General features: G+C 71.8%; 24 protein-coding genes. 8 read left to right on the top strand and 16 right to left on the bottom strand.

The genetic code is table 11. The features are described from left to right. From ABZ453_RS21350 to ABZ453_RS21340, 3 genes are all read right to left on the bottom strand, one after another. The coding region (locus ABZ453_RS21350) for an aminotransferase class I/II-fold pyridoxal phosphate-dependent enzyme (protein WP_359016540.1) at positions 1-809 on the bottom strand (809 nt) is incomplete at its 3' end. A 122-nt stretch (positions 810-931) separates the two neighbouring features. After that, positions 932-1849, bottom strand: a complete 918-nt coding sequence (locus ABZ453_RS21345) for a hypothetical protein (protein ID WP_359016538.1) — start codon at positions 1847-1849, stop codon at positions 932-934. A gap of 167 nt (positions 1850-2016) precedes the next feature. Beyond that, entirely contained in the window at positions 2017-2811 is a 795-nt protein-coding gene (locus ABZ453_RS21340; RefSeq protein WP_359016537.1) for an RNA polymerase sigma factor SigF, read from the bottom strand. Between the two features lie 254 nt (positions 2812-3065). Between ABZ453_RS21340 and ABZ453_RS21335 the strand changes: the two genes are divergently transcribed. The 6 genes from ABZ453_RS21335 to ABZ453_RS21310 all read left to right on the top strand — a co-directional run bounded on the left by ABZ453_RS21335 (position 3066) and on the right by ABZ453_RS21310 (position 9383). Then, entirely contained in the window at positions 3066-4859 is a 1794-nt protein-coding gene (locus ABZ453_RS21335) for a thiamine pyrophosphate-requiring protein (RefSeq protein WP_359016535.1), read from the top strand. A gap of 352 nt (positions 4860-5211) precedes the next feature. Then, positions 5212-5589, top strand: coding sequence for a DUF2795 domain-containing protein (locus ABZ453_RS21330; RefSeq protein WP_359016533.1), 378 nt, complete (start codon positions 5212-5214; stop codon positions 5587-5589). A gap of 59 nt (positions 5590-5648) precedes the next feature. Continuing rightward, on the top strand, positions 5649-6080 hold the full coding sequence (locus ABZ453_RS21325; RefSeq protein ID WP_133041862.1) for a CBS domain-containing protein: 432 nt from the start codon (positions 5649-5651) through the stop codon (positions 6078-6080). Continuing rightward, complete coding sequence (locus ABZ453_RS21320) at positions 6077-6730, top strand: diguanylate cyclase (RefSeq protein ID WP_359016531.1); 654 nt, start codon at positions 6077-6079, stop codon at positions 6728-6730. Before ABZ453_RS21325 ends, ABZ453_RS21320 begins: the two co-directional genes overlap by 4 nt. Before the next feature lie 5 nt (positions 6731-6735). Continuing rightward, a complete protein-coding gene (locus ABZ453_RS21315; RefSeq protein ID WP_359016529.1) occupies positions 6736-7278 on the top strand; it encodes a type 1 glutamine amidotransferase domain-containing protein in 543 nt (180 codons plus the stop codon). Further along, positions 7278-9383: a catalase gene (locus ABZ453_RS21310; protein ID WP_359016527.1), complete on the top strand. Its 2106-nt coding sequence runs from the start codon at positions 7278-7280 to the stop codon at positions 9381-9383. The genes ABZ453_RS21315 and ABZ453_RS21310 overlap by 1 nt, the downstream gene beginning before the upstream one ends. 30 nt (positions 9384-9413) lie before the next feature. On the opposite strand, the gene ABZ453_RS21305 is transcribed toward ABZ453_RS21310, so the two are convergent. Further along, complete coding sequence (locus ABZ453_RS21305) at positions 9414-9692, bottom strand: DUF6158 family protein (protein ID WP_133041858.1); 279 nt, start codon at positions 9690-9692, stop codon at positions 9414-9416. Between the two features lie 56 nt (positions 9693-9748). Here ABZ453_RS21305 and ABZ453_RS21300 point away from each other — a divergent pair, with 56 nt between their 5' ends. Continuing rightward, complete coding sequence (locus tag ABZ453_RS21300; protein WP_359016524.1) at positions 9749-10888, top strand: Vms1/Ankzf1 family peptidyl-tRNA hydrolase; 1140 nt, start codon at positions 9749-9751, stop codon at positions 10886-10888. 36 nt (positions 10889-10924) lie between these two features. Here ABZ453_RS21300 and ABZ453_RS21295 read toward each other — a convergent pair whose 3' ends face one another. Continuing rightward, positions 10925-12544 carry an ATP-binding cassette domain-containing protein gene (locus tag ABZ453_RS21295; RefSeq protein WP_359016522.1) on the bottom strand — a complete coding sequence of 540 codons (1620 nt, stop codon included), beginning with the start codon at positions 12542-12544 and terminating at the stop codon, positions 10925-10927. Between the two features lie 42 nt (positions 12545-12586). Further along, a complete protein-coding gene (locus tag ABZ453_RS21290; protein ID WP_359016520.1) occupies positions 12587-13243 on the bottom strand; it encodes a histidine phosphatase family protein in 657 nt (218 codons plus the stop codon). 189 nt (positions 13244-13432) lie between these two features. On the opposite strand from ABZ453_RS21290, the gene ABZ453_RS21285 reads away from it, so the two are divergent. After that, entirely contained in the window at positions 13433-14275 is an 843-nt protein-coding gene (locus ABZ453_RS21285) for a class I SAM-dependent methyltransferase (RefSeq protein WP_359016518.1), read from the top strand. A gap of 16 nt (positions 14276-14291) precedes the next feature. On the opposite strand, the gene ABZ453_RS21280 is transcribed toward ABZ453_RS21285, so the two are convergent. Genes ABZ453_RS21280 through ABZ453_RS21235 form a run of 10 tightly spaced genes read right to left on the bottom strand, consistent with a single transcriptional unit; the run spans position 14292 to position 19587 of the window. After that, positions 14292-14576, bottom strand: a complete 285-nt coding sequence (locus ABZ453_RS21280; protein ID WP_165954739.1) for a gas vesicle protein K — start codon at positions 14574-14576, stop codon at positions 14292-14294. Beyond that, complete coding sequence (locus ABZ453_RS21275; RefSeq protein WP_133041853.1) at positions 14573-14761, bottom strand: gas vesicle protein; 189 nt, start codon at positions 14759-14761, stop codon at positions 14573-14575. The genes ABZ453_RS21280 and ABZ453_RS21275 overlap by 4 nt, the downstream gene beginning before the upstream one ends. Then, positions 14758-15525 (bottom strand): GvpL/GvpF family gas vesicle protein, encoded by a 768-nt coding sequence (locus ABZ453_RS21270; protein ID WP_359016515.1) that lies wholly within the window; start codon positions 15523-15525, stop codon positions 14758-14760. Before ABZ453_RS21270 ends, ABZ453_RS21275 begins: the two co-directional genes overlap by 4 nt. After that, a complete protein-coding gene (locus ABZ453_RS21265; protein ID WP_359016513.1) occupies positions 15522-15872 on the bottom strand; it encodes a gas vesicle protein in 351 nt (116 codons plus the stop codon). Before ABZ453_RS21265 ends, ABZ453_RS21270 begins: the two co-directional genes overlap by 4 nt. Next, a complete protein-coding gene (locus tag ABZ453_RS21260) occupies positions 15869-16996 on the bottom strand; it encodes an SRPBCC family protein (RefSeq protein ID WP_359016511.1) in 1128 nt (375 codons plus the stop codon). Before ABZ453_RS21260 ends, ABZ453_RS21265 begins: the two co-directional genes overlap by 4 nt. Next, positions 16993-17709 (bottom strand): DNA primase, encoded by a 717-nt coding sequence (locus tag ABZ453_RS21255; protein ID WP_359016509.1) that lies wholly within the window; start codon positions 17707-17709, stop codon positions 16993-16995. Before ABZ453_RS21255 ends, ABZ453_RS21260 begins: the two co-directional genes overlap by 4 nt. Next, a complete protein-coding gene (locus ABZ453_RS21250; RefSeq protein WP_359016507.1) occupies positions 17706-17969 on the bottom strand; it encodes a gas vesicle protein GvpG in 264 nt (87 codons plus the stop codon). The genes ABZ453_RS21255 and ABZ453_RS21250 overlap by 4 nt, the downstream gene beginning before the upstream one ends. A gap of 4 nt (positions 17970-17973) precedes the next feature. After that, the gene (locus tag ABZ453_RS21245; protein WP_359016505.1) at positions 17974-18744 is read right to left on the bottom strand and encodes a GvpL/GvpF family gas vesicle protein; all 771 of its coding nucleotides are present in this window, start codon (positions 18742-18744) and stop codon (positions 17974-17976) included. Next, positions 18741-19178, bottom strand: a complete 438-nt coding sequence (locus tag ABZ453_RS21240) for a gas vesicle structural protein GvpA (RefSeq protein ID WP_359016503.1) — start codon at positions 19176-19178, stop codon at positions 18741-18743. The genes ABZ453_RS21245 and ABZ453_RS21240 overlap by 4 nt, the downstream gene beginning before the upstream one ends. Positions 19179-19230: 52 nt before the next feature. Beyond that, positions 19231-19587, bottom strand: a complete 357-nt coding sequence (locus tag ABZ453_RS21235) for a gas vesicle protein (protein WP_359016501.1) — start codon at positions 19585-19587, stop codon at positions 19231-19233. Positions 19588-19601: the final 14 nt, after the last annotated feature.

The raw sequence follows: 19601 nt of genomic DNA, 5'->3' as shown, positions 1-19601 counted from the left end.
GGCTCGCCCAGCGCGTACACGGCCGGGGCGGCGACCGGGCCGGCGACGCGGGCGCCGAGGGCGGTCAGCACGTCGAGCACGCGCGCGTGCAGGCCGTTGCCGGCCTCGCCCGACGGGAAGCGGGCCACGGCGGCCGGCCAGCCGGGCGGCAGCAGCGCGCCGGCCAGGTCGGTGACGACGGTGACCCGGTCGGGAAGCATCTCCGCGGGGCTGAGCAGCACGGTGTCGTGCGGGGCGTGCAGGGTGTCGCGCCAGGTCTCGTCGCTGACCAGGTGCAACCCCTCGCCCGCGGCGGCCTCCAGGCACGCGTGCAGCGCCTCGGGCGGGGCGACGGTGGCGGTGGGGTCGTCGGCGACGGACAGCACCAGCAGCCGCGGGTCACCGCCCTCGTCGCGCACCCGGCGGACGGTCTCCAGCAGCGCGTACGGGTCCGGGACGCCACCGCTCTCGGCGGGCGTCGCGACATGGAAGACGGGTCTTCCCAACAAGCGTGCGTACGGCGCCCACCAGGCCGCGCAGGGCCGGGGCACCAGGACGTCGCCGCCGAGCGCGGCGGTCAGGGCGAGCAGCAGGGCCGGGGCGCCGGGGCCGGCGGCCACGCGGTCGGGGGCGGCGGCGAGTCCGCGGCGCCCCCAGTAGCCGCAGGCGGCCTCGATGAGCGCGGGGCCGCCGCCGACGGGCTCGCTGTCGCCGCGGGCGGCCGACGCGGCGAGAACGGCGGCGAGTTCGGGCAGTACGGGCAGGCCGTCCTCGGGAAGGGGCGGCCCGAAACGGACGGGGCCGTGGCCTTCCGGGGCGGTCCGCGGCATCCCTACCTCCGTTGTGGACTGCTGGGCCGACGCCGGGCGCGGCCCTGGGCTCGGAGTACCCAGCGAGCCGCCCGTCCATGGCGGCCGGACCGGGTTGCGCCCGTCACATGCGGCGGCCGGGGTCAGCGGCCGGTCAGGGTGTCCCGGCGCCACAGCCGGTACGCGGCGGCGCCCAGCGCGCCCGCGATCAGGATCCCACCGGCGACCAGGGCGGGCACGGAGTCGGTGAAGGAGCCGCCCTCACCGGCCCTTACGCCGCGCTGGATGACAGCGGGGTCGCAGGAATCGGCGGAGTCGGCGGACTGCTCGCGGCACGGGTCGCTGTCCTTGCCGGGCCGGGTGACGCCCTGGCCGTCCTCGCCGGGCCGCGTGACGCCCTGGCCGTCCTCGCCGGGCCGCGTGACGCCCTGGACGTCGCCGGGCCGCGTGACGCCCTGGACGTCGCCGGGCGGAGTGACGGCTTGGCCGTCTTCGCCGGGCGGAGTGACGGCTCCTTCGTCGTCGCCCGGCGGGATGATGCCTGCACCGTCGCTGCCGGGCGGGGTGTCGCCCCCACCGCCGGCGCCGTCGCTGCCGGGCCGGGTGTCGCCCCCACCGCCTGCGCCGTCGCCGCGGTTCACATGGAACGAGGCGCTCCACGCCTTGCCCCGTCCGCCGGGGACCGCCGGGCAGGTGCCGTCGACCGTCCAGGGGGAGTCCTGGGTCGCCGCGCCGGGGCCGTCGGCCGTGAGGGTGTCGGCGGCGGCGAGACGGGCGGTGCCGCGATAGGCGGCGCGAGCGGGGGCGGTCGCCCCGTCCTCGTCCGGGACCCGCTGCAGCTGGACGGTGCCGCCCTCGAAGGCCTGCGAGGTCGCTTCCAGGGTCGCGGGGGCGGGGCCGCCGGTGGACTCGCAGGTCACCGAGACGGTGACGCTGCCGCCCGGGGAGCCGGTGGTCGGGCTGACCTCCGCGGCCGGGTCCGCGAGGGCGGCCGAGGCGGCGAAGCCGACCACCGCACTGGCCAGGGCCGCGGCGGACAGGACACGGGCGGTGCTGCGCATGGGGTGGGCTCCTTCGAGCGACGACTGCGGGCGGGGCACGGTGGCCATGCCTCGCAGCCATCACAGCCCGCCGCACGCCACGCCGCGCGCGGCCGGACCCCATTCGCGGGACACCGGGGTCCGACCGGGTGACATCGGCGGCCGCCGGCCCCGAAGGACGCTCCCCCTCAGGCGGACTCGCGCATGACCTGTTCGCGGACGCGGTCGCAGCACCGGCTGATCAGCCGGGACACGTGCATCTGCGAGATGCCGAGCTGCTCGGCGATGCGGCTCTGGGTCATGTCGCCGAAGAAACGCATGTAGAGGATGGCCCGCTCGCGTTCGGGCAGAGCGGCCAGTTGGGGGGCGACGGCCTCGCGGTCCACCACCGTCTCCAGCGCCGGGTCGGCCGAGCCGAGCGCGTCGCTCAGGGAGTAGCCGGCCTCGCTGCCGGGCAGCTCGGCGTCGAGCGAGAGGGCCGTGAAGCTCTCCAGCGCCTCCAGGCCGGCCCGCACGTCCTCCTCGCTCATCTCGGCGTGCTCGGCGAGCTCCGCCACGGTGGGCCTGCGCCCGGAGACGGTCTGGGAGAGGTCCTGGGTCGCGAGCCGGACGCGATTGCGCAGGTCCTGCACCCGGCGCGGCACGTGCAGGGTCCACATGTGGTCGCGGAAGTGCCGCTTGATCTCGCCGGTGATGGTGGGCACGGCGTAGCTCTCGAACGCGTTGCCGCGCGCGGGGTCGTACCGGTCCACGGCCTTGACCAGACCGAGGGCCGCGACCTGACGCAGGTCCTCGTAGCTCTCGCCGCGGCTGCGGAAGCGGCCCGCGAGCCGTTCGGCCATCGGCAGCCAGGCCTCGACCACCCGTTCGCGCAGGGTGTCGCGCTGTGGGCCGGGGGGCAGCGAGGCGAGCCTGCGGAAGTCCTCGGCGGTGTCGGGTGCGTCGTCGTGCGGGTGGTGCTTCGCGCTCACTCGGGTGGGCATGATGCGTCGCAACTCCTCAGAGATTGCTCTGGGTTGGACGGTCACCGTGGAGTACGGCCGCGAGGTCGGGAGCGGACGCGGCCGGGGGCGGCGCGTCGCCGCTCCCACGGACGTGCCTCCGGTCCGAAGCACTGCAACTGCGCCTGCCCCCCGCCCCCTGCCGCAAACACCGCGCATGTTTTCCCCCAGCCCGCGGGGTGACTCGTCAGCGGACGACCGCTGCCCGTTCACGTCACGGCCCGGGAGGTTCCCACATGAGCACCAAGGTCTCCGACCACATCCTGCAGAGGCTGCGCGAGTGGGGGGTGGACCACGTCTTCGGATATCCCGGCGACGGCATCAACGGCCTGCTCGCCGCGTGGGGGAGGGCCGAGAACAAGCCCCGGTTCGTCCAGGCCCGGCACGAGGAGATGGCCGCGTTCGAGGCGGTCGGCTATGCCAAGTTCAGCGGCCGTCTCGGGGTGTGCGCGGCGACCTCGGGGCCCGGCGCCATCCACCTCCTGAACGGCCTGTACGACGCCAAGCTGGACCATGTCCCGGTGCTGGCGATCGTGGGACAGACACATCGCACGGCGATGGGCGGCTCCTACCAGCAGGAGGTCGACCTGCACACGCTGTTCAAGGACGTCGCCTCGGACTTCATCGAGACGGTGACGGTCCCCGAGCAGCTGCCGAACGTCATCGACCGCGCGATCCGCACCGCGTACGCGCGCCGCTCCCCCACCGCGATCATCGTCCCCGGTGACGTGCAGGAGCTCGACTACTCCGCTCCCACGCACGAGTTCAAGATGGTGCCCTCCAGCCTGGACCGCAGTTCCTGGACGGCGATTCCCTCCGAGGAGTCGGTGCGCCGGGCGGCGGAGATCCTCAACTCCGGTGACAAGGTGGCCATTCTGGTCGGCCAGGGCGCCGCGGGCGCGCGCGCCGAGGTCGAGCGGATCGCCGAACTGCTCGGCGCGGGGGTGGCGAAGGCGCTGCTCGGCAAGGACGTCCTCAGTGACGAACTCCCGTACGTCACCGGCTCGATCGGCCTGCTGGGCACCCGTGCGTCGTACGAGCTGATGCGGGACTGCGACACGCTGCTCACCATCGGATCGTCCTTCCCGTACACGCAGTTCCTGCCGAAGTTCGGCAAGGCGCGTGGGGTGCAGATCGACATCGACCCGAGCATGGTCGGGATGCGCTATCCGTACGAGGTGAACCTCGTCGGCGACGCGAAGGCGACCCTGGAGCGGCTGATCCCGCTGATCGACGAGGGTCGCGGGCGCGAGTGGTACGACACTGTGTGCGCCAACGTCACGCGCTGGCGCGATGTGATGGACCGCCGGGCGCAGCTCTCGGCGGACCCGATCAACCCCGAGTACGTGGCGCACGCGCTCGATCCGCTGCTGCCGGACGACGCGATCGTCTCGTCCGACTCGGGTTCGACGGCGAACTGGTACGCGCGGCACCTGACGATGCGGGGCACCATGCGCGGCTCCCTGTCCGGCACGCTCGCGACGATGGGTCCCGGGGTGCCGTACGCGATCGGCGCGAAGTTCGCCCATCCGGACCGTCCGGCGATCGCGCTGGTCGGGGACGGCGCGATGCAGATGAACGGCCTGGCGGAGCTGATCACGGCCGCCAAGTACCGGGATCTGTGGGAGGACCCGCGGCTGATCGTGGCCGTGTGGAACAACCAGGACCTCAATCAGGTGACGTGGGAGATGCGGGCCATGGAGGGCGCCCCGTCGTTCCTGCCCTCGCAACAGATCCCGGACGTGCAGTACGCCGCGTTCGCCCGCTCGCTGGGACTGACCGGGATCCGGGTCGAGAAACCGGAGGATGTCGAGGCGGCCTGGCGGGCCGGCCTGGAGGCGGACCGTCCCGCGGTGCTGGAGTTCCTGACCGACCCGGCCGTGCCGCCGATCCCGCCGCACGCCACGTGGGAGCAGATGGAGGCGACGGCCGCCTCGATCCTGAAGGGCGACGCGGACCGCGCGTCCATGGTCAAGCGGGGCTTCAAGGCCAAGATGCAGGAGTTCCTGCCGGGCCGGGACAAGAGCTAGGCCGCCGGGCCGAGGGCGCGGGCGGATGCTTCTCCGCGGCGACCGCCCGGGCCGGGTCCCGGCTCGGCAGCATCCTGAGCGGCAGCGTCGCGCCCAGGGGGCCGGCCGGGGCGTCCTCGCTCCGGTCGGTCTTCTTCGTCGGCAGCACCAGCTCCTCGTAACGGCCCAGTGCCAGCACCACGCCGAGCATGAGGAGCGGGATGATCACGGCGAGCAGTGGCATGGCCGTCCTCCCTCTCCGGGGCGTGGGGGGTCAGCTCCGGGTCTCCCGGGGTTCGCCGCGCAAACCCCGTGTCGGCCTCCGGTCCTCGGGTACGCGGTGCCCACTCGCGAAGATCTGGAGGGACCACTCATGCAGCGAGGAAGTGACCGCCTGAGCGTCCACCGCGACGAGGAGATGAAGCACGAGCTCCAGGGGCTGCTCCGGTCCGGACGCCCCACGCGGACGGAGGAATGGCACGATCCCGAGCCCACCGCCGACGACGACCCGGAGGTCGCGGGCGGCCCCGTCGCGAACACCGCGTCCCTGGCCAGGGTCCGCACCGAACTGGCGCGCCATCTGAACCGCCACGTGTTCCCCGCGGGCCCCCGGGAACTGACCGCCGCCCTGCGCCAGGCGCACGCGCCCGACGCCCTGACCGAGCGGGTGGACGACCTGCCCCGGTCGGCGCGCTACACGACGGTCCAGCAGCTGGCCGAGGCGGTCGTCGAGGCCGGGCGAGAGCGATAGACGTGCCGATGACGGTCGCGGGGTTCCGGCGGCCGGGAAGCGGAGGAAGGCCCACTGTGATGGCTGATTTCGTCAGGGAGGTCATGACGCCGGGCGTGGTCGCCGTCCGCCCGGACGCGTCACTCGTCGAGGCGGCGCAGCTGATGCGCGCGCAGGACATCGGCGACGTGGTCGTCGCCGACGGTCAGCGGATCGTCGGCGTGCTCACCGACCGTGACATCACGGTGCGGGCGGTCGCGGAGGGCGTCGACCCGCTGACGGTGAGCGCCCGGTCCGTGTGCACCCCGGATCCGGTGATGGTCGCTCCCGACGACCCGGTGGAGGCGGCCGTCGCGCTGATGCGCACGCATGCCGTACGCCGGCTGCCGGTCGTCGAGAACGGTCTGCCGGTCGGTGTGGTCACCCTCGGCGACCTGGCCGAGGCCGAGGACCCGGACTCGGCGCTGGCCGAGATCAGCCGGGCCGAACCCGACGACGGGGGCACCGTATGACCCGCGGCCGGACCGCGGACATCGCCGCCGGCCCCCGCACGGTCGACGTCGCCGACGTCACCACCCGGTATCTCCTCTACGGACTGCTGCCCGGCTGGTTCGCACCCGGTCTCGCCGACTGGGTGATGCATCGCCGCACCCGCATCGAGGACACGGCGGGCACCAAGGAATCGCTGATCCATTCGCTGATGATGGCCGAGATCGGCGTCCCCATCGCGCTGACCCTGCGCTACGAGGTCAACCCGCTGCTCCTGTCGGTGCAGTTGGGCGGCGCCGCGGTGCACGAGGCGACCGCGCTGTGGGACGTGCGGACGGCTGTCGACAGCGACCGCGAGGTCAAGCCGGTCGAGCAGCACATCCACAGTTTCCTGGAGTCGCTGCCCTTCGGCGCGCTGGCCGCCCTGATGTGCCTGCACGCCGACCAGGTGACGTGCTTGCTGCGCGGGGGCGGCGGCGACCCCGACGCCTGGAGGCTGGTGCCCCGCCGCCGGCCCCTGTCCCGCGGCTACCTCGCCGGCATCGCCGCGGCCGTCGGCACCTGTGTGGTGCTGCCGTACGGCGAGGAACTCCTGCGCTGCGTGCGCGTGGGCCGCCGTAACCGCAAACGCGCCTCGGACCGAGCGACGTGGCGCACGAGGAAAGGACGTTGAACATCATGCGTATCGCATTCCTGACCGCCCCCGAGGGCGTCGAGCAGATCGAGCTGACCGATCCGTGGCAGGCGGCGAAGGACGCCGGACACGAGCCCGTGCTGGTGTCGACGAAGTCCGGTGAGATCCAGGCCTTCAACCACCTCGACAAGGCGGACACCTTCCCCGTGGACGAGGTCGTCGGCGAGGCCTCGGCCGGCTCGTTCGGCGCGCTGGTGCTGCCCGGCGGCGTGGCCAACCCCGACTTCCTGCGCACGGACGACAAGGCCGTGTCGTTCGTGCGGGACTTCTTCGAGCAGGGCCGCCCGGTCGCGGCGATCTGCCACGCCCCGTGGACTCTGGTCGAGGCGGACGTCGTGCGCGGCCGCACGCTCACCTCGTGGCCGAGCCTGCGGACCGACATCCGCAACGCGGGCGGGACCTGGGTGGACGAGCAGGTGAAGATCGACGACAACGGCGGCAACAAGCTGATCACCAGCCGCAAGCCGGACGATCTCAAGGCGTTCTGCGAGGCCTTCCTGCACGTCTTCTCCGAGGGGGCCGGCTGATGGGTGCCCCGGGCGAGGACCGCAAGCAGCAGCAGCGCGAGGCCTTCCACGCGGACGACCCGGCCGCCGGGCCGCTCACCACCGACCAGGGGGTGGAGGTCGACCACACCGACGACTCACTGGCCGCGGGTGAGCGCGGGCCGACCTTGATGGAGGACTTCCACTTCCGCGAGAAGCTCACCCATTTCGACCACGAGCGGATCCCGGAGCGGGTGGTGCATGCCCGGGGAGCGGGCGCGTACGGCTACTTCGAACCGTACGAGTCCTGCGCGGAGTTCACCCGTGCCGCCTTTCTGCAGGACCCGTCGGTGCGGACGCCGGTCTTCGTCAGGTTCTCCACCGTGCAGGGCCCGAAGGGCTCGGCGGACACCGTGCGGGACGTGCGCGGCTTCGCGACCAAGTTCTACACGTCGGAGGGCAATTACGACCTCGTCGGGAACAACTTCCCCGTCTTCTTCATCCAGGACGGCATCAAGTTCCCCGACTTCGTGCACGCGGTCAAGCCCGAGCCGCACAACGACATCCCGACCGGCGCCTCCGCGCACGACACCCTGTGGGACTTCGTGTCGCTGCAGCCGGAGACCCTGCACGCCATCATGTGGCTGATGTCGGACCGGGCGATCCCGCGCAGCTACCGCATGATGCAGGGCTTCGGCGTGCACACCTTCCGGTTCGTGGACGCGGCGGGCCGCGGCACGTTCGTGAAGTTCCACTGGAAGCCGAAGCTGGGCGTGCACTCGCTGGTGTGGGACGAGGCACAGGAGTGCCAGGGCCGTGACCCGGACTTCAACCGACGCGACCTGTGGGACGCGATCGAGGCCGGCGAGTACCCGGAGTGGGAGCTGGGCGTGCAACTCGTGCCGGAGGAGGACGAGTTCGCCTTCGACTTCGACCTGCTCGACGCCACGAAGATCATTCCGGAGGAGCAGGTGCCGGTCCGGCCGATCGGCCGGATGGTGCTCGACCGCAACCCGGAGAATTTCTTCGCCGAGACCGAGCAGGTCGCCTTCCACACGGGCAATGTCGTGCCCGGCATCGACTTCACCAACGACCCGCTGCTGCAGGCCCGCAACTTCTCCTACCTGGACACGCAGTTGATCCGGCTGGGCGGCCCGAACTTCACGCAGATCCCGGTCAACCGGCCCGTGGCGCCGGTGCGCACCAACCAGCGCGACGGCTACCACCAGAGCGCCATCCATCGGGGCACGAACTACTTCCCGAACTCGCTCGGCGGCGGCTGCCCCGCGCACGCGGGCGTCGACGGGCACGCGTACACGCACTACGCGGAGCGGGTCGACGGCGCCAAGATCCGCAAGCGGAGCGAGAGTTTCAAGGACCACTACAGCCAGGCCGCGCTGTTCTTCCACAGCATGGCCGACTGGGAGAAGCAGCACATCGTCGACGCCTACCGGTTCGAGCTCGGCAAGGTCGGGGCGATGACGGTACGCGCCCGTACGGTCGAACAACTCGCCAAGGTGGACGGGGAGTTGGCGGCTGCCGTGGCCCGCGGTATCGGTGTGCCGGAACCGGCCCCGCAGGAGACGCCGTACAAGCAGGAGTCCCCGGCGCTGAGCCTTCAGGCACTGCGCGGCGACGGCTCGATCCGCACCCGGCAGATCGCGGTCCTGGTCACCGATGGCGTCGACGCCGCGCAGGTGGCCTCCGTGCGGGAGACGCTGGCCGCCGAGGGCGCGATCGTCGAGGCGCTCGCTCCGGCCGACGGCACCGTCAAGGGCGCCGACGGGGAGACGTACGCGGTGGACCGGGCGCTGCCGACGGTCGCCTCGGTGCTGTACGACGCCGTGCTGGTGCCCGGCGGTCCGGACGGCACGCCGCCGGTGGTCGAGGACCCGGACGCGCTGCGCTTCGTGCGGAGCGCCTATCTGCACGGCAAGCCGGTGGGCGCGCTCGGCTCGGGCGTGGAGGTGCTGTCCGTCCTCCAGCCCCAGGGCGTCGAGCTGTCCACCGGCTCGCGGGGCGTGATCGCCGACCGGGGTGTGGTGACGGACGCGTCACCGGGCCCCGCCGGCGCGGAGTTCGCACGGGCGTTCGTCGCCGCGATCGCGGCGCACCGGCACCGGGACCGGCCGCCGGTGCGCCACTGACCGGTGCGCCACTGACCGGCGGTGAGGGCGTCAGGAGCGGGGAGTCACCGACTCCCCGCTCTGGCGTTCCCGGGCGCCTTCGCGGGTGCGGCCCGCGGCCACCATGCGCTGGGGGTTGCGGCGCAGGTACTCGCCCTCCAGCTCGGCCATACGGTCGTTGTGGGCCCGCAGCGCGTCGCTCGAGCCGTACAGCAGCGTGTCGTGGCGCGTGCGGTGGATCGTCTCCAGCTCCTTCATGAGCTGCTGGTCGTCCAGCCTGCTGGCGTCGACTCCGGTCATGGTGGTGATCCGCTCGTCGTGTTCGTCCATGCGGTCCGGGTACCCGCCCGGCAGCAACAACCCCAAGCGGCATCCGGGAGGGAGCCATGGATCTCGCCTTTCTGCATCCACTCTACGAACATCCGGGCCCTTGGGCCTCCGTGTACGTCGACACGTCCCGGCACACGGAGGCCACGCCCCACGAACGTCATCTGACGGCCATGGCGCTCGCCCGGGACCTGGACCAGCAGGGCGCCGACGAGGCCACCTGCCGGGCGGTGCGCGAGGCGCTCGAAGAGCTGCGGCACTCCTCCGAACCGAACGGCCGGGCCGTGTTCGCCCGGGCCGGCGAAGTGGTCCTCGATCCTCCGCTGGCCCGTCCCCCGCAGCGGGACCATGCCGTGTGGGCACCCCTGCCGCACGCCGCTCCCCTGCTGGAGCTGGCCGGCGAGGACCCGGTGTGCGTGGTGGCCTACATCGACCGCAAGGGCGCCGACCTGGAGCTGCGCAGCTCGCTGGGGAGCGAGGACGTCGGCTCGGTCACCGGGCGGCAGTGGCCGGTGCACCGTACGAGCACCGTGGACTGGTCGGAGCGGCACTTCCAGCTGAAGGTGGAGAACACCTGGGAGCACAACGCGGCCGAGATCGCCGAGGCCGTCGCCGCCTGCCAGGTGGGGGCACCTCCCACGCCTTTGGGCAGTGGGGGAGAGACCCGGGCCGACCTGCTGATCCTCGTGGGTGACGACCGGGAGCGGCGGTCGGTGCACGAGCGGCTGCCGGCGCATCTGAAGGACCTGGCCGTCGAAGCGTCGCACGGCACCGGCAGCAGGCTGCTGGACGAGGAGGTCGAGCAGGCGCGTGCCGATCACGTACGGCAGCGGGCCGAGCGGGAGCTGGAGCGGTTCCTGGCGGCCCGCGAACCGGACGGCGAAGGCCGCGCGGCGGCCGTGGAGGGCGTGCCCGCACTGGTGGAGGCCGCCCGCGAGCACCGCATCGACGAGCTGCTGATCCGCCCGGACGGCCCCGACGCGCACCGCGAGGTGTGGATCGGCGAGGACCCGGACCAGCTCGCCGTCCGTCGCACGGACCTCGAGATCCTGGGCGAACAGCACTCGTGGCCGGCCCGCGCGGACGACGCGCTGATCCGGTCGGCGGTGGCCACCGGGGCCCCGGCGCTGTCGGTGACCCCGGCGCAGGGGCGGGAGGCCCCGGTGGGCGGACTGGGGGCGCTGCTCAGGTGGAAGTGAGCGCGGCCCACCGCGCCCGCTCCACACTCCGGCGGCCTACCGCGCCCGCTCCACCCTCCGCTCGTCCCACACCGCTTCCGGTGTCTCCCGGACGCGTCCGTCGCTGCCGAAGACCAGATAGCGGTCGAACGAGCGCGCGAACCAGCGGTCGTGGGTGACCGCGAGCACCGTGCCGTCGAAGTCCTCCAGGCCCTCCTGGAGCGCCTCGGCGGACTCCAGGTCGAGGTTGTCGGTCGGCTCGTCGAGCAGCAGGGCCGTCACGCCCTGCAGCTCGAGGAGCAGGATCTGGAAGCGGGCCTGCTGGCCGCCTGAGAGCCGGTCGAAGGCCTGCTCGGCCTGGCCCGTGAGCTCGTAGCGGCGCAGCCGGGACATCGCCGCGCCCCGGTCCTGGGAGTGCTCCTGCCACAGGATGTCCAGCAGGGTGCGGCCCTGGAGCTCGGGGTGGGCGTGGGTCTGGGCGAAATGCCCGGGCACCACGCGCGCCCCGAGCTTCCACTCCCCCGAGTGCGCCACGTCCTCCCCGGCCAGCAGCCGCAGGAAGTGCGACTTGCCCGAGCCGTTGGAGCCGAGGACGGCGACCCGTTCGCCGTAGAAGACCTCCAGGTCGAAGGGCTTCATCAGCCCGCTCAGCTCAAGTTGCTTGCAGGTCACGGCCCTTACGCCGGTACGACCGCCCTTGAGCCGCATGGTGATGTCCTGCTCGCGCGGCGGCTCGGGCGGCGGTCCCGCCTCCTCGAACTTCCTGAGCCGGGTCTGCGCGGCCTGGTAGCGGGAGGCCAGCTCATGGCTGACGGTGGCCGCCTGACGGAGGTTCAGCACCAGCTTCTTCAGCTGGGCGTGCTTCTCGTCCCAGCGCCTGCGCAACTCCTCGAACCGCGCGAAGCGTTCACGCCGGGCGTCGTGGTAGGTGGCGAAGCCGCCGCCGTGCACCCAGGCGTCGGCACCGGCGGGGCCGGGCTCCACGGAGACGATCTTCTCGGCGGCCCGCGAGAGGAGCTCACGGTCGTGGGAGACGAAGAGCACCGTCTTGCGGGTCTCCTTCAGCCGCTCCTCCAGCCAGCGCTTGCCGGGCACGTCCAAGTAGTTGTCCGGCTCGTCGAGCAGCAGCACCTCGTCCGTGCCGCGCAGCAGCGCCTCCAGCACCAGCCGCTTCTGCTCACCGCCGGACAGCGTGCGCACCTGCCGCCACTGCGCCTGCTCGTACGGCACCCCGAGCGCTGCCGTGGTGCACATGTCCCACAGCGTCTCGGCCTCGTACCCGCGCGCCTCGGCCCAGTCGGCGAGCGCCTGCGCGTAGGTCAGCTGGGCGGCCTCGTCGTCGACGGTCATGATGGCGTGCTCGGCCCGGTCGACGGCCTGCGCGGCCTCGCGGATCCGGGGCGGCGCCACCGACACCAGCAGGTCCCGCACGGTCGTCTCGTCCCGTACGGACCCCACGAACTGCCGCATCACGCCGAGCCCGCCGCTGACGGTGACGGTGCCGCCGTGCGGCTTCAGCTCGCCGGAGATCAGCCGCAGCAGGGTGGTCTTGCCCGCGCCGTTGGGGCCCACCAGGGCCACGACGGCCCCTTCCCCCACCCGGAAGGACACATCGCCGAGCAGCGCCCTCCCGTCGGGGAGGTAGTACTCGAGATGCGCGGCTTCCAGATGTCCCATGAGGAGGCATTCTGCGGGCGACCGGCGGGGCGGGGCAAACCCTTATCGCACCTCGTCCACGGACTGTCCGGCGGGACCGCTGTCGCCGCTGGGAGCGACGACGGCCCCCGCCCACGACAACGCCTTCCACCCGTTGGAGGGTGAGCCCTCCAGGATCACCACACCGGTGTTGCGCAGGGGGTGGGCCGCGGCGAACGGAACGTCGACGTTGTCCGCGCGGGCGGCCGTCCACATCCGGATCGCCGCGCCATGGCTGACCATGGCGACCGTGCGGGCCCCGCTGCCGGCCGCCTCCGCGACCACCGCGTCGTAACGCGCCAGCGCCTCCGCGCCCGTCTCGCCGCCCGGCATCCGCAGAGCCGTGTCCCCGTCGGCCCAGGCGAACACCGTCTTCATGTACAGCTCCCCCTGCTCCGTGTCCCCGGGCAGCATCTCCAGCTCCCCGGCGGACAGCTCCCGGATCCCGTCCCGGACCAGGAGCTCCAGACCCCGTGCGGCGGCCAGCGGCGCGGCGGTGAGCTGCGTGCGCACCAGCGTGGAGACGTACAGGGCCTCGATGTCCTCGTCGGCCAGGGCCCGCGGCAGCGCCGCGGCCTGCCGCTCGCCCAGCGGGGTCAGGCCCGGCCCCGGGACGGCCGTGTCCAGCAGGTTGTCGACATTACTGGGGGTCTGGCCGTGACGTATGAGGAGCAGACGCATTCAGGGACCCTCCGGGCTCGGCGATCGCCCGCGGAACGGGAAACGGGCACTTCAGGGTAACCGCCGCGACTCACCACTCTTCTCAGCTGACACAGCGTCAGTCCATATCGCAATACGCAGGTCTCACATTTCGACATGCGGGCGTACCGTGATGCGTAACCGGCAAGCCGTCGAACAGGGGAGTTCGTCATGTCGAAGTCGCAGGAGACCGCCGTCTACACGCACGGGCACCACGAGTCGGTGCTGCGCTCGCACACCTGGCGGACCGCCGCCAACTCCGCGGCCTACCTGCTCGGCTCCCTCAAGCCGCACATGCGGATCCTGGACATCGGCTGCGGCCCCGGCACCATCACCGCCGACCTGGCGGCCCTGGTCCCCGACGGCCATGTCACCGGCGTCGACCACGCGCCCGGCATCCTGGACCAGGCCCGGGCCACGGCCGCCGAACGCGGCCTGACCAACGTCGACTTCGCGGTCGCCGACGTCCACGCCCTGGACTACCCCGACGACACCTTCTGCGTCGTCCACGCCCATCAGGTGCTGCAGCACGTCGGCGACCCGGTGCAGGCCCTGCGCGAGATGCGGCGGGTCACCAGGCCGGGCGGGTTCATCGCAGCACGCGACGGCGACTACGCGGCGATGACCTGGTATCCGGAGTCGGCCGGCATGGACGACTGGCTGGACCTGTACCGGCGGGTGGCCCGGGCCAACGGCGGGGAACCGGACGCCGGGCGCCGGCTGAGGTCCTGGGCGCTGCGGGCGGGCCTGACCGACATCACCGCCACGTCCAGCACCTGGACCTACTCGACGCCCGAGGAGCGGGCCTGGTGGAGCGGTCTGTGGGCGGACCGGACGATGGCCTCCGCGTACGCGGAGCGGGCCACCAGCGGCGGGCACGCCACCGTGGAGCAGCTGCGGGCGGTGTCGCGGCCCTGGCGGGAGTGGGGCGAGCACGAGGACGGCTGGTTCGCCGTCCTCCACGGGGAGATCCTGTGCCGAAAAGAGGTCTCGCCGGTACAGGTGGCGCAGTAGGACCGCCCGCCGGGGCTCATTCCCGCGGCAGCAGCGGTCCGAGCGGCCCCAGGTCCAGATTGAGGTCCTCGGGCCGCAGTCCGTACCGCTCGCGCAGTTCGGTCATGCGGTCGTCGAGGAGCATCAGCGTGAGCCCGATCCGTTCCTCCTGGTCCTCGGTGAGGTCACCCACGTCGAAACGGCGCAGTGCCTGGCGCTCCATGAGCTGGCGCAGCAACTCCACGACGGTCAGGACGAGTTTGACCAGGTCGCGCTCGACGGTGTCCGGCTCCAGGTCCATCCGGCCTCGGCGTGCTGTCACAGCAACTCCCCCCAGGGCGACGGCACCTGCTCGTTGACCGAGCTGATCAGCGCGTTGAGATCGATGCGCACCAGATCGACGTCCGCGATGCGCAGCGTGATGTCCCCCGTGATGACGACCCCGCCGGCGAGCAGCCGGTCGAGCAGGTCCACGAGGGCGATCTCGCGGCGTTCGATGACGGTCATGCTTCTTCTCCCGCGAAGGAATAGGCGGCCCACGGCCCGGTGAGTTCCACCCGGATTCCGGGGCTGTCCACCTTTGTCTGGTCCTTGGTCCGGTCCACCAGTTCCACGAATTCCTCGGAGTGGTCACGGGGCACCAGATAGGCGGCGTTCAGCACATTGCGCCCGGAAACCCCGGACAGTGCGGGATTCTGCGGGGCGTGCAGCCGGGAGTCCTCGGCATACCGGGACAGCGTGCTGTGCAGACCGTTCGCGAACTCCTCCGTCTGCTGCCACAGATCCTCGTGCGCCCGCGCCCGCGTCCGCCGCTGCCGCAGATAGTCCCGGCCCGACGACGGCTTCGGCGCGGGCTCCGCGCCGGTCTCCGGACCGGTCTCGACGTACACCTTGACGCCCCACTCGACGCGGCCCTGCAGCCGGTCCAGGGTGCGCCGGAAGTCCTCCTCGCGCCCCTCCAGCATGACGCGGACCCCGCTGTCGTCCCGGAAGACGGTGGCGAGCCGCAGGGGCAGCGGGGTGGTGACCACGGTCAGGGCGTCGATCACGCTCTGGTGGGCCCTCGCCGTCTCGGTCAGCCAGTCCAGGTCCTCCAGACGCCTGCGGAGCGGCTCCTCGGCGAAGTCCCGCTCCGGTACGTGACTCACCACGGCGATCAGGCCGTGGTGGGACAGCAGTCTGGGGGGATCGCCGGCCACACCCTTCAACTGGGCCTGCAGCGGGGCGCCGAAGGGGCGGCAGACGGCGTAGACGTACCGCAGTCCGGTCATGGGGCCTCCTCCTCCGTGGCGCGCCGGTCCGCACGCCGCGCGCCGTCGAGTTCCATCCGCTCCAGCCGTTCCTTCAACTCGGCGTTCTCCCGGGCGAGTTCGTTGTGGCGAGCCCGGGAGGAGAGGGCGGGGTCGGTCTCCCACCAGTCGATGCCCATCTCCTTCGCCTTGTCCACCGAGGCGACGATCAGCCGGAGCTTGATCGTGAGGAGTTCGATGTCGAGCAGGTTGATCCGGATGTCACCGGCGATCACGATGCCCTTGTCGAGCACGCGCTCGAGGATGTCGGCAAGGTTGGCGCCCGAACCCTGTCCATAGGGTTCGGGCATCCGGCCGGCCATGCTCATCGACGGCTCCCGCCGTCGGCGTACTCGTACTCGGGCTCTTCCTCGTCCTCGTACTCCGGCTCTTCCTCCTCCTCGTACTCGCCCTCGGCCTCCTCCTCGTCCTCCTCGGGCTCCTCGGTCTCCTCTTCCTCCTCGTCCCGGGGCTCCTCGTCCTCCTCGGGCTCTGCCTCGTCCTCCTCGCGCGCCTCGTCGTCCCTGGGCTCCTCCTCGTCGCCCTCGTACGACTCCTCGCCCTCCTGCTCCTCCTCGGCGACCGCGTCCTCGTGGCTGCGGACCACCTCGCCGTCGCGGATCTCGCCGCGCCAGCCGTCCTCGGCCTCGCCCTTGAGGGTGATGAAGCGGACGTAGTTCTTGAGGTCGAGCCGGGCCCGGCGGCCCTGGGCGCGCCAGATGTTCCCGGTCTTCTCGAAGAACCCCGAGGGGTAGTACTCGATGACCAGCAGCACCCGGGTCAGCTTGTCGTCGAGGCGGTGGAAGGAGACGACGCCCTTGGTGGTGCCCTTGGCGCCCTCCGAGGTCCATGCGATCCGGTCGTCCGGTATCTGCTCGGTGGTCTTCCCCTTCCAGCTGCGGTTGGACCAGAAGACCTTCAGCTGCCAGTCGGACTGGGTGTCGTCGGAGCGGCTCGCGCTCTTGACGCCCTTGGCGAAGGTGCTGAAGTCCTGGTACTGCGTCCACTGGTCGTAGGCCGTGCGCCGGTCCACGCCCACGTCGACGGACTCGATGATCACCGTCGGCTTCTTGCCCGCCCCGCGCTTGCGCTTGTTCTTGCCCCCACCGAGGTTCTTGAAGGCATCCACGACGTTCTCCTTGGCGCGAGAGGCGCCGAGCTCCAGTGCGGAGCGCAGCGGCCCCTTGCCCTCGGCGAGCTTGCGGCCGCCGTCGAGAGCGAGCTTGGCGAAGCCGGGGCTGTTGCCCTCGGCTATGTCGTTCAGCTTGACGGTCGTCTCGCCGAGCTTGCGGCCGACGCCGGTCAGCAGCCGCTGGGCCTGCGCGGCCAGGTAGTCCTGCAGCTCGGCCTTGAGGCGGTCGGCGGCCTCGCTGTGGGCGAGGTCGGTCAGCGGGTTCGCCTTGTCGGTCGCCCCGCGCGCGGCGGAGGTCGCCGATCCGAGGGTCTCGGTCATCGCTCACCGTCTCCCTTCGGCAGGCGGGTCCTGGCTCCGCGGGCCGCGCCCCTGGCCGCCGAGCCGCCACGGCCGGCGGTCTTCTTGGCGGTCTTCTTCGCCGGGGCGTTCTTGCTCGCGGTCTTCTTGGCCGCCGTCTTCTTGGCCGGAGCCTTCTTGGCGGCGGACTTCGGGGCCGCGGTCTTCTTCGCGGTCTTCCTGGCGGTCCGCTTCGCGGGCTCCGCCTCGTCCTCCTCCTCGTCCGGGGACTCGTCCTCGGCCTCCGCGTCCGTGGACTCCTCCTCGGCCTCCGGCTCGTCCCCGTCGTACTCCTCGCGCGGCTCCTCCTCCTCAGTGTCCTCCCGCTCGGCGCCGTCGTCCTGCTCGCCGGAGTCACGGCCGCCGGCCTTGTCGGCCACGCCGCTGAGCTGGTCGTGGACCTGCGCCGTACGGCTGTGCAGACGGTCGGCGAGGGAGTTGATCTGCCGCTCCACCATCGCGCCGGAGGCCGCCTTGCCGACCCCGCGCAGGTCCCCGCGCAGCTGGTCCCCGATCTCCTTGAACTGCGGGTTGTTCTGCAGTTGCTGGGACATCAGGTCCGCGAGCGCCTTCGGGCTCAGATGCATCCGCTTGCCGGCCACCATGGTGCCGACGGCGAACGCCAGTTTCATCTTCTTGGTACGTCCCAGAAGATATCCGGCCCCTAGGGCGAGGCCCATTCCCACTCGGTTCATCGTGCCGTCCCGTCGCCAGTGCCCGCGCCACCGCGCAGGCCTATCTCCAGCCGGTCCAGGAGTTCGTCCTCCTGTCGGTCGAACTCCTCCTCGTCGATCTCGCCGGCCTCCAACCGCTCCTCCAGCCGCGCGAGTTCGGCCCTGATCGCGGCGGGGTCGTAGTAGATGCGCTCCGCCTCCTGCAGGACCTGCCCGATCACCCAGCCGCTGCCGCGCACCGGGGCGAAGGGCAGCAGAACCAGCTCCTTGATGAGTCCCACGGCCTCACTCCTGGGCGACTCCCGGACCGGCCGCCGTGCCCGCGTGCTCGGCGGGGCCCGGTTCGACGAAGCTGTACGGCGGCAGCGGGCCGTTGACGCGCAGCTCGATGTGCGGATGGCTGCCGCGGACGTTCTCCACCTCGGTCAGGAACCGGTCGGCGGAGTCGCGGTCCACCAGGAAGGAGACGTTGACCAGCCAGCCGGTGGACTCGGGGCCCACGCTGACGTCCGAGGCGAGGGGTTCCAGAGCGCTGCGCACCGCGGCCGCGTCCTCGCTCTCCCGGGCCTTGACGGCGGCGACCACCATCTCGCCGAGGCGCAGGCGGTCGTCGTAACTGCCGCCGCCGGACTTGCGGTTGGCCTCGGTCATGGCGCGGATGTCCGGGTTCGCGGACATCACCAGGTGCAGCACGGCCTCTTCCTGGTGGGTGGCCTTGACGTTGTACTCGACCTTGCCCTCCAGGGCGCCCAGCCGCTCCTTGTAGTGGTCGGCGCGCTCGGTCAGGACGCTGGTGACGGTGTCGTCGTCGGGGGCGACGCTCCCGAAGCGCATGGGCAGCACCACCCCGGCGGCGCCCGCCTCGGCGAGCACGGTCTGGTGGGAGAGCAGGTCCCTGCGCTTGGGCCGCAGCCCCTCGGGCGCGTCGCTGACGACAGCCGTCAGCTCACCCGCCTCGAGGATCCGCACCGGGCGCGGCGGGTCGCCCACACCGGCGAGGTCCTTCGGCAGCGCGGGGTGCGAGCTCGCGGTGATGCCGTAGACGTACGTGCTCACTCGTCGTCCTCCTTCCTGCGCGCGGAGGTGCTCTTGCGGGCGCGCGGCCGGGACTCGGTCTCCCGCTCGCGGCCCCCTTCGTCACGTGCCTGCTTGAAGGCGCCGGAAATGGTCTCGGCGGCCCCCGAGAGGGCGCCCTTGGACTTGCCCTGCGCGCCGGACTCGGTCATCTCGCCGACCAGGTCGGGCAGGCCGGGGTTCTTGTGCGGACCGGACTCCAGGTCGAGCCGGTTGCACGCCTCGGCGAAGCGCAGGTAGGTGTCGACGCTGGCCACGACGACACGTACGTCGATCTTCAGGATCTCGATGCCGACCAGAGAGACTCGTACGAACGCGTCAATGACCAGACCCCTGTCGAGGACGAGTTCCAGAACGTCGTAGAGGCCGCTGGAACCGCCCCCACCGCCGGTCTGCTGTGCCGGGACAACGGTCATGCCGACCGCGCCTCCTTGTCTGTGGTTTCGAGTGTGTGAGCGGGTCGGCGGCCTAGCGGCCGCCAGACCTGTGTGCGTCAGCACGCCCGCGTTCGTAGCGGCGGACGCGCCGGTAACCGGTCAGCTGGCCGTCGGGGTCGAGATCGACCTGATAGCTCGCCATCAGGCTCATCGTGTCCGGTACTCGGGCAAGTTCCAGGACCTCGACCTCGAGGCACCAGCCGTCCTCGGTCTGTTCGAACGACGAGACGCTCTCGGCGGCCATACCGGTCAGCTCCGCGAGCTGCGTACGCGCGTTGCGCAGCACCTCCATGGGGCCTGGCCGCTTGCTCGCCCCGCCATTCCCTTTGTCCGAATTCTGTGACTTCTGTGAATTCTGGGGTTCTTGTGAGTTTTTTGTGTCAGACATGGCCACCTCTTGTC

This window comes from Streptomyces sp. NPDC005799 (assembly GCF_040630525.1).
GTDB classification, from domain to species: domain Bacteria; phylum Actinomycetota; class Actinomycetes; order Streptomycetales; family Streptomycetaceae; genus Streptomyces; species Streptomyces griseorubiginosus_B.
This window is presented reverse-complemented; position numbering and strand designations above follow the sequence as displayed.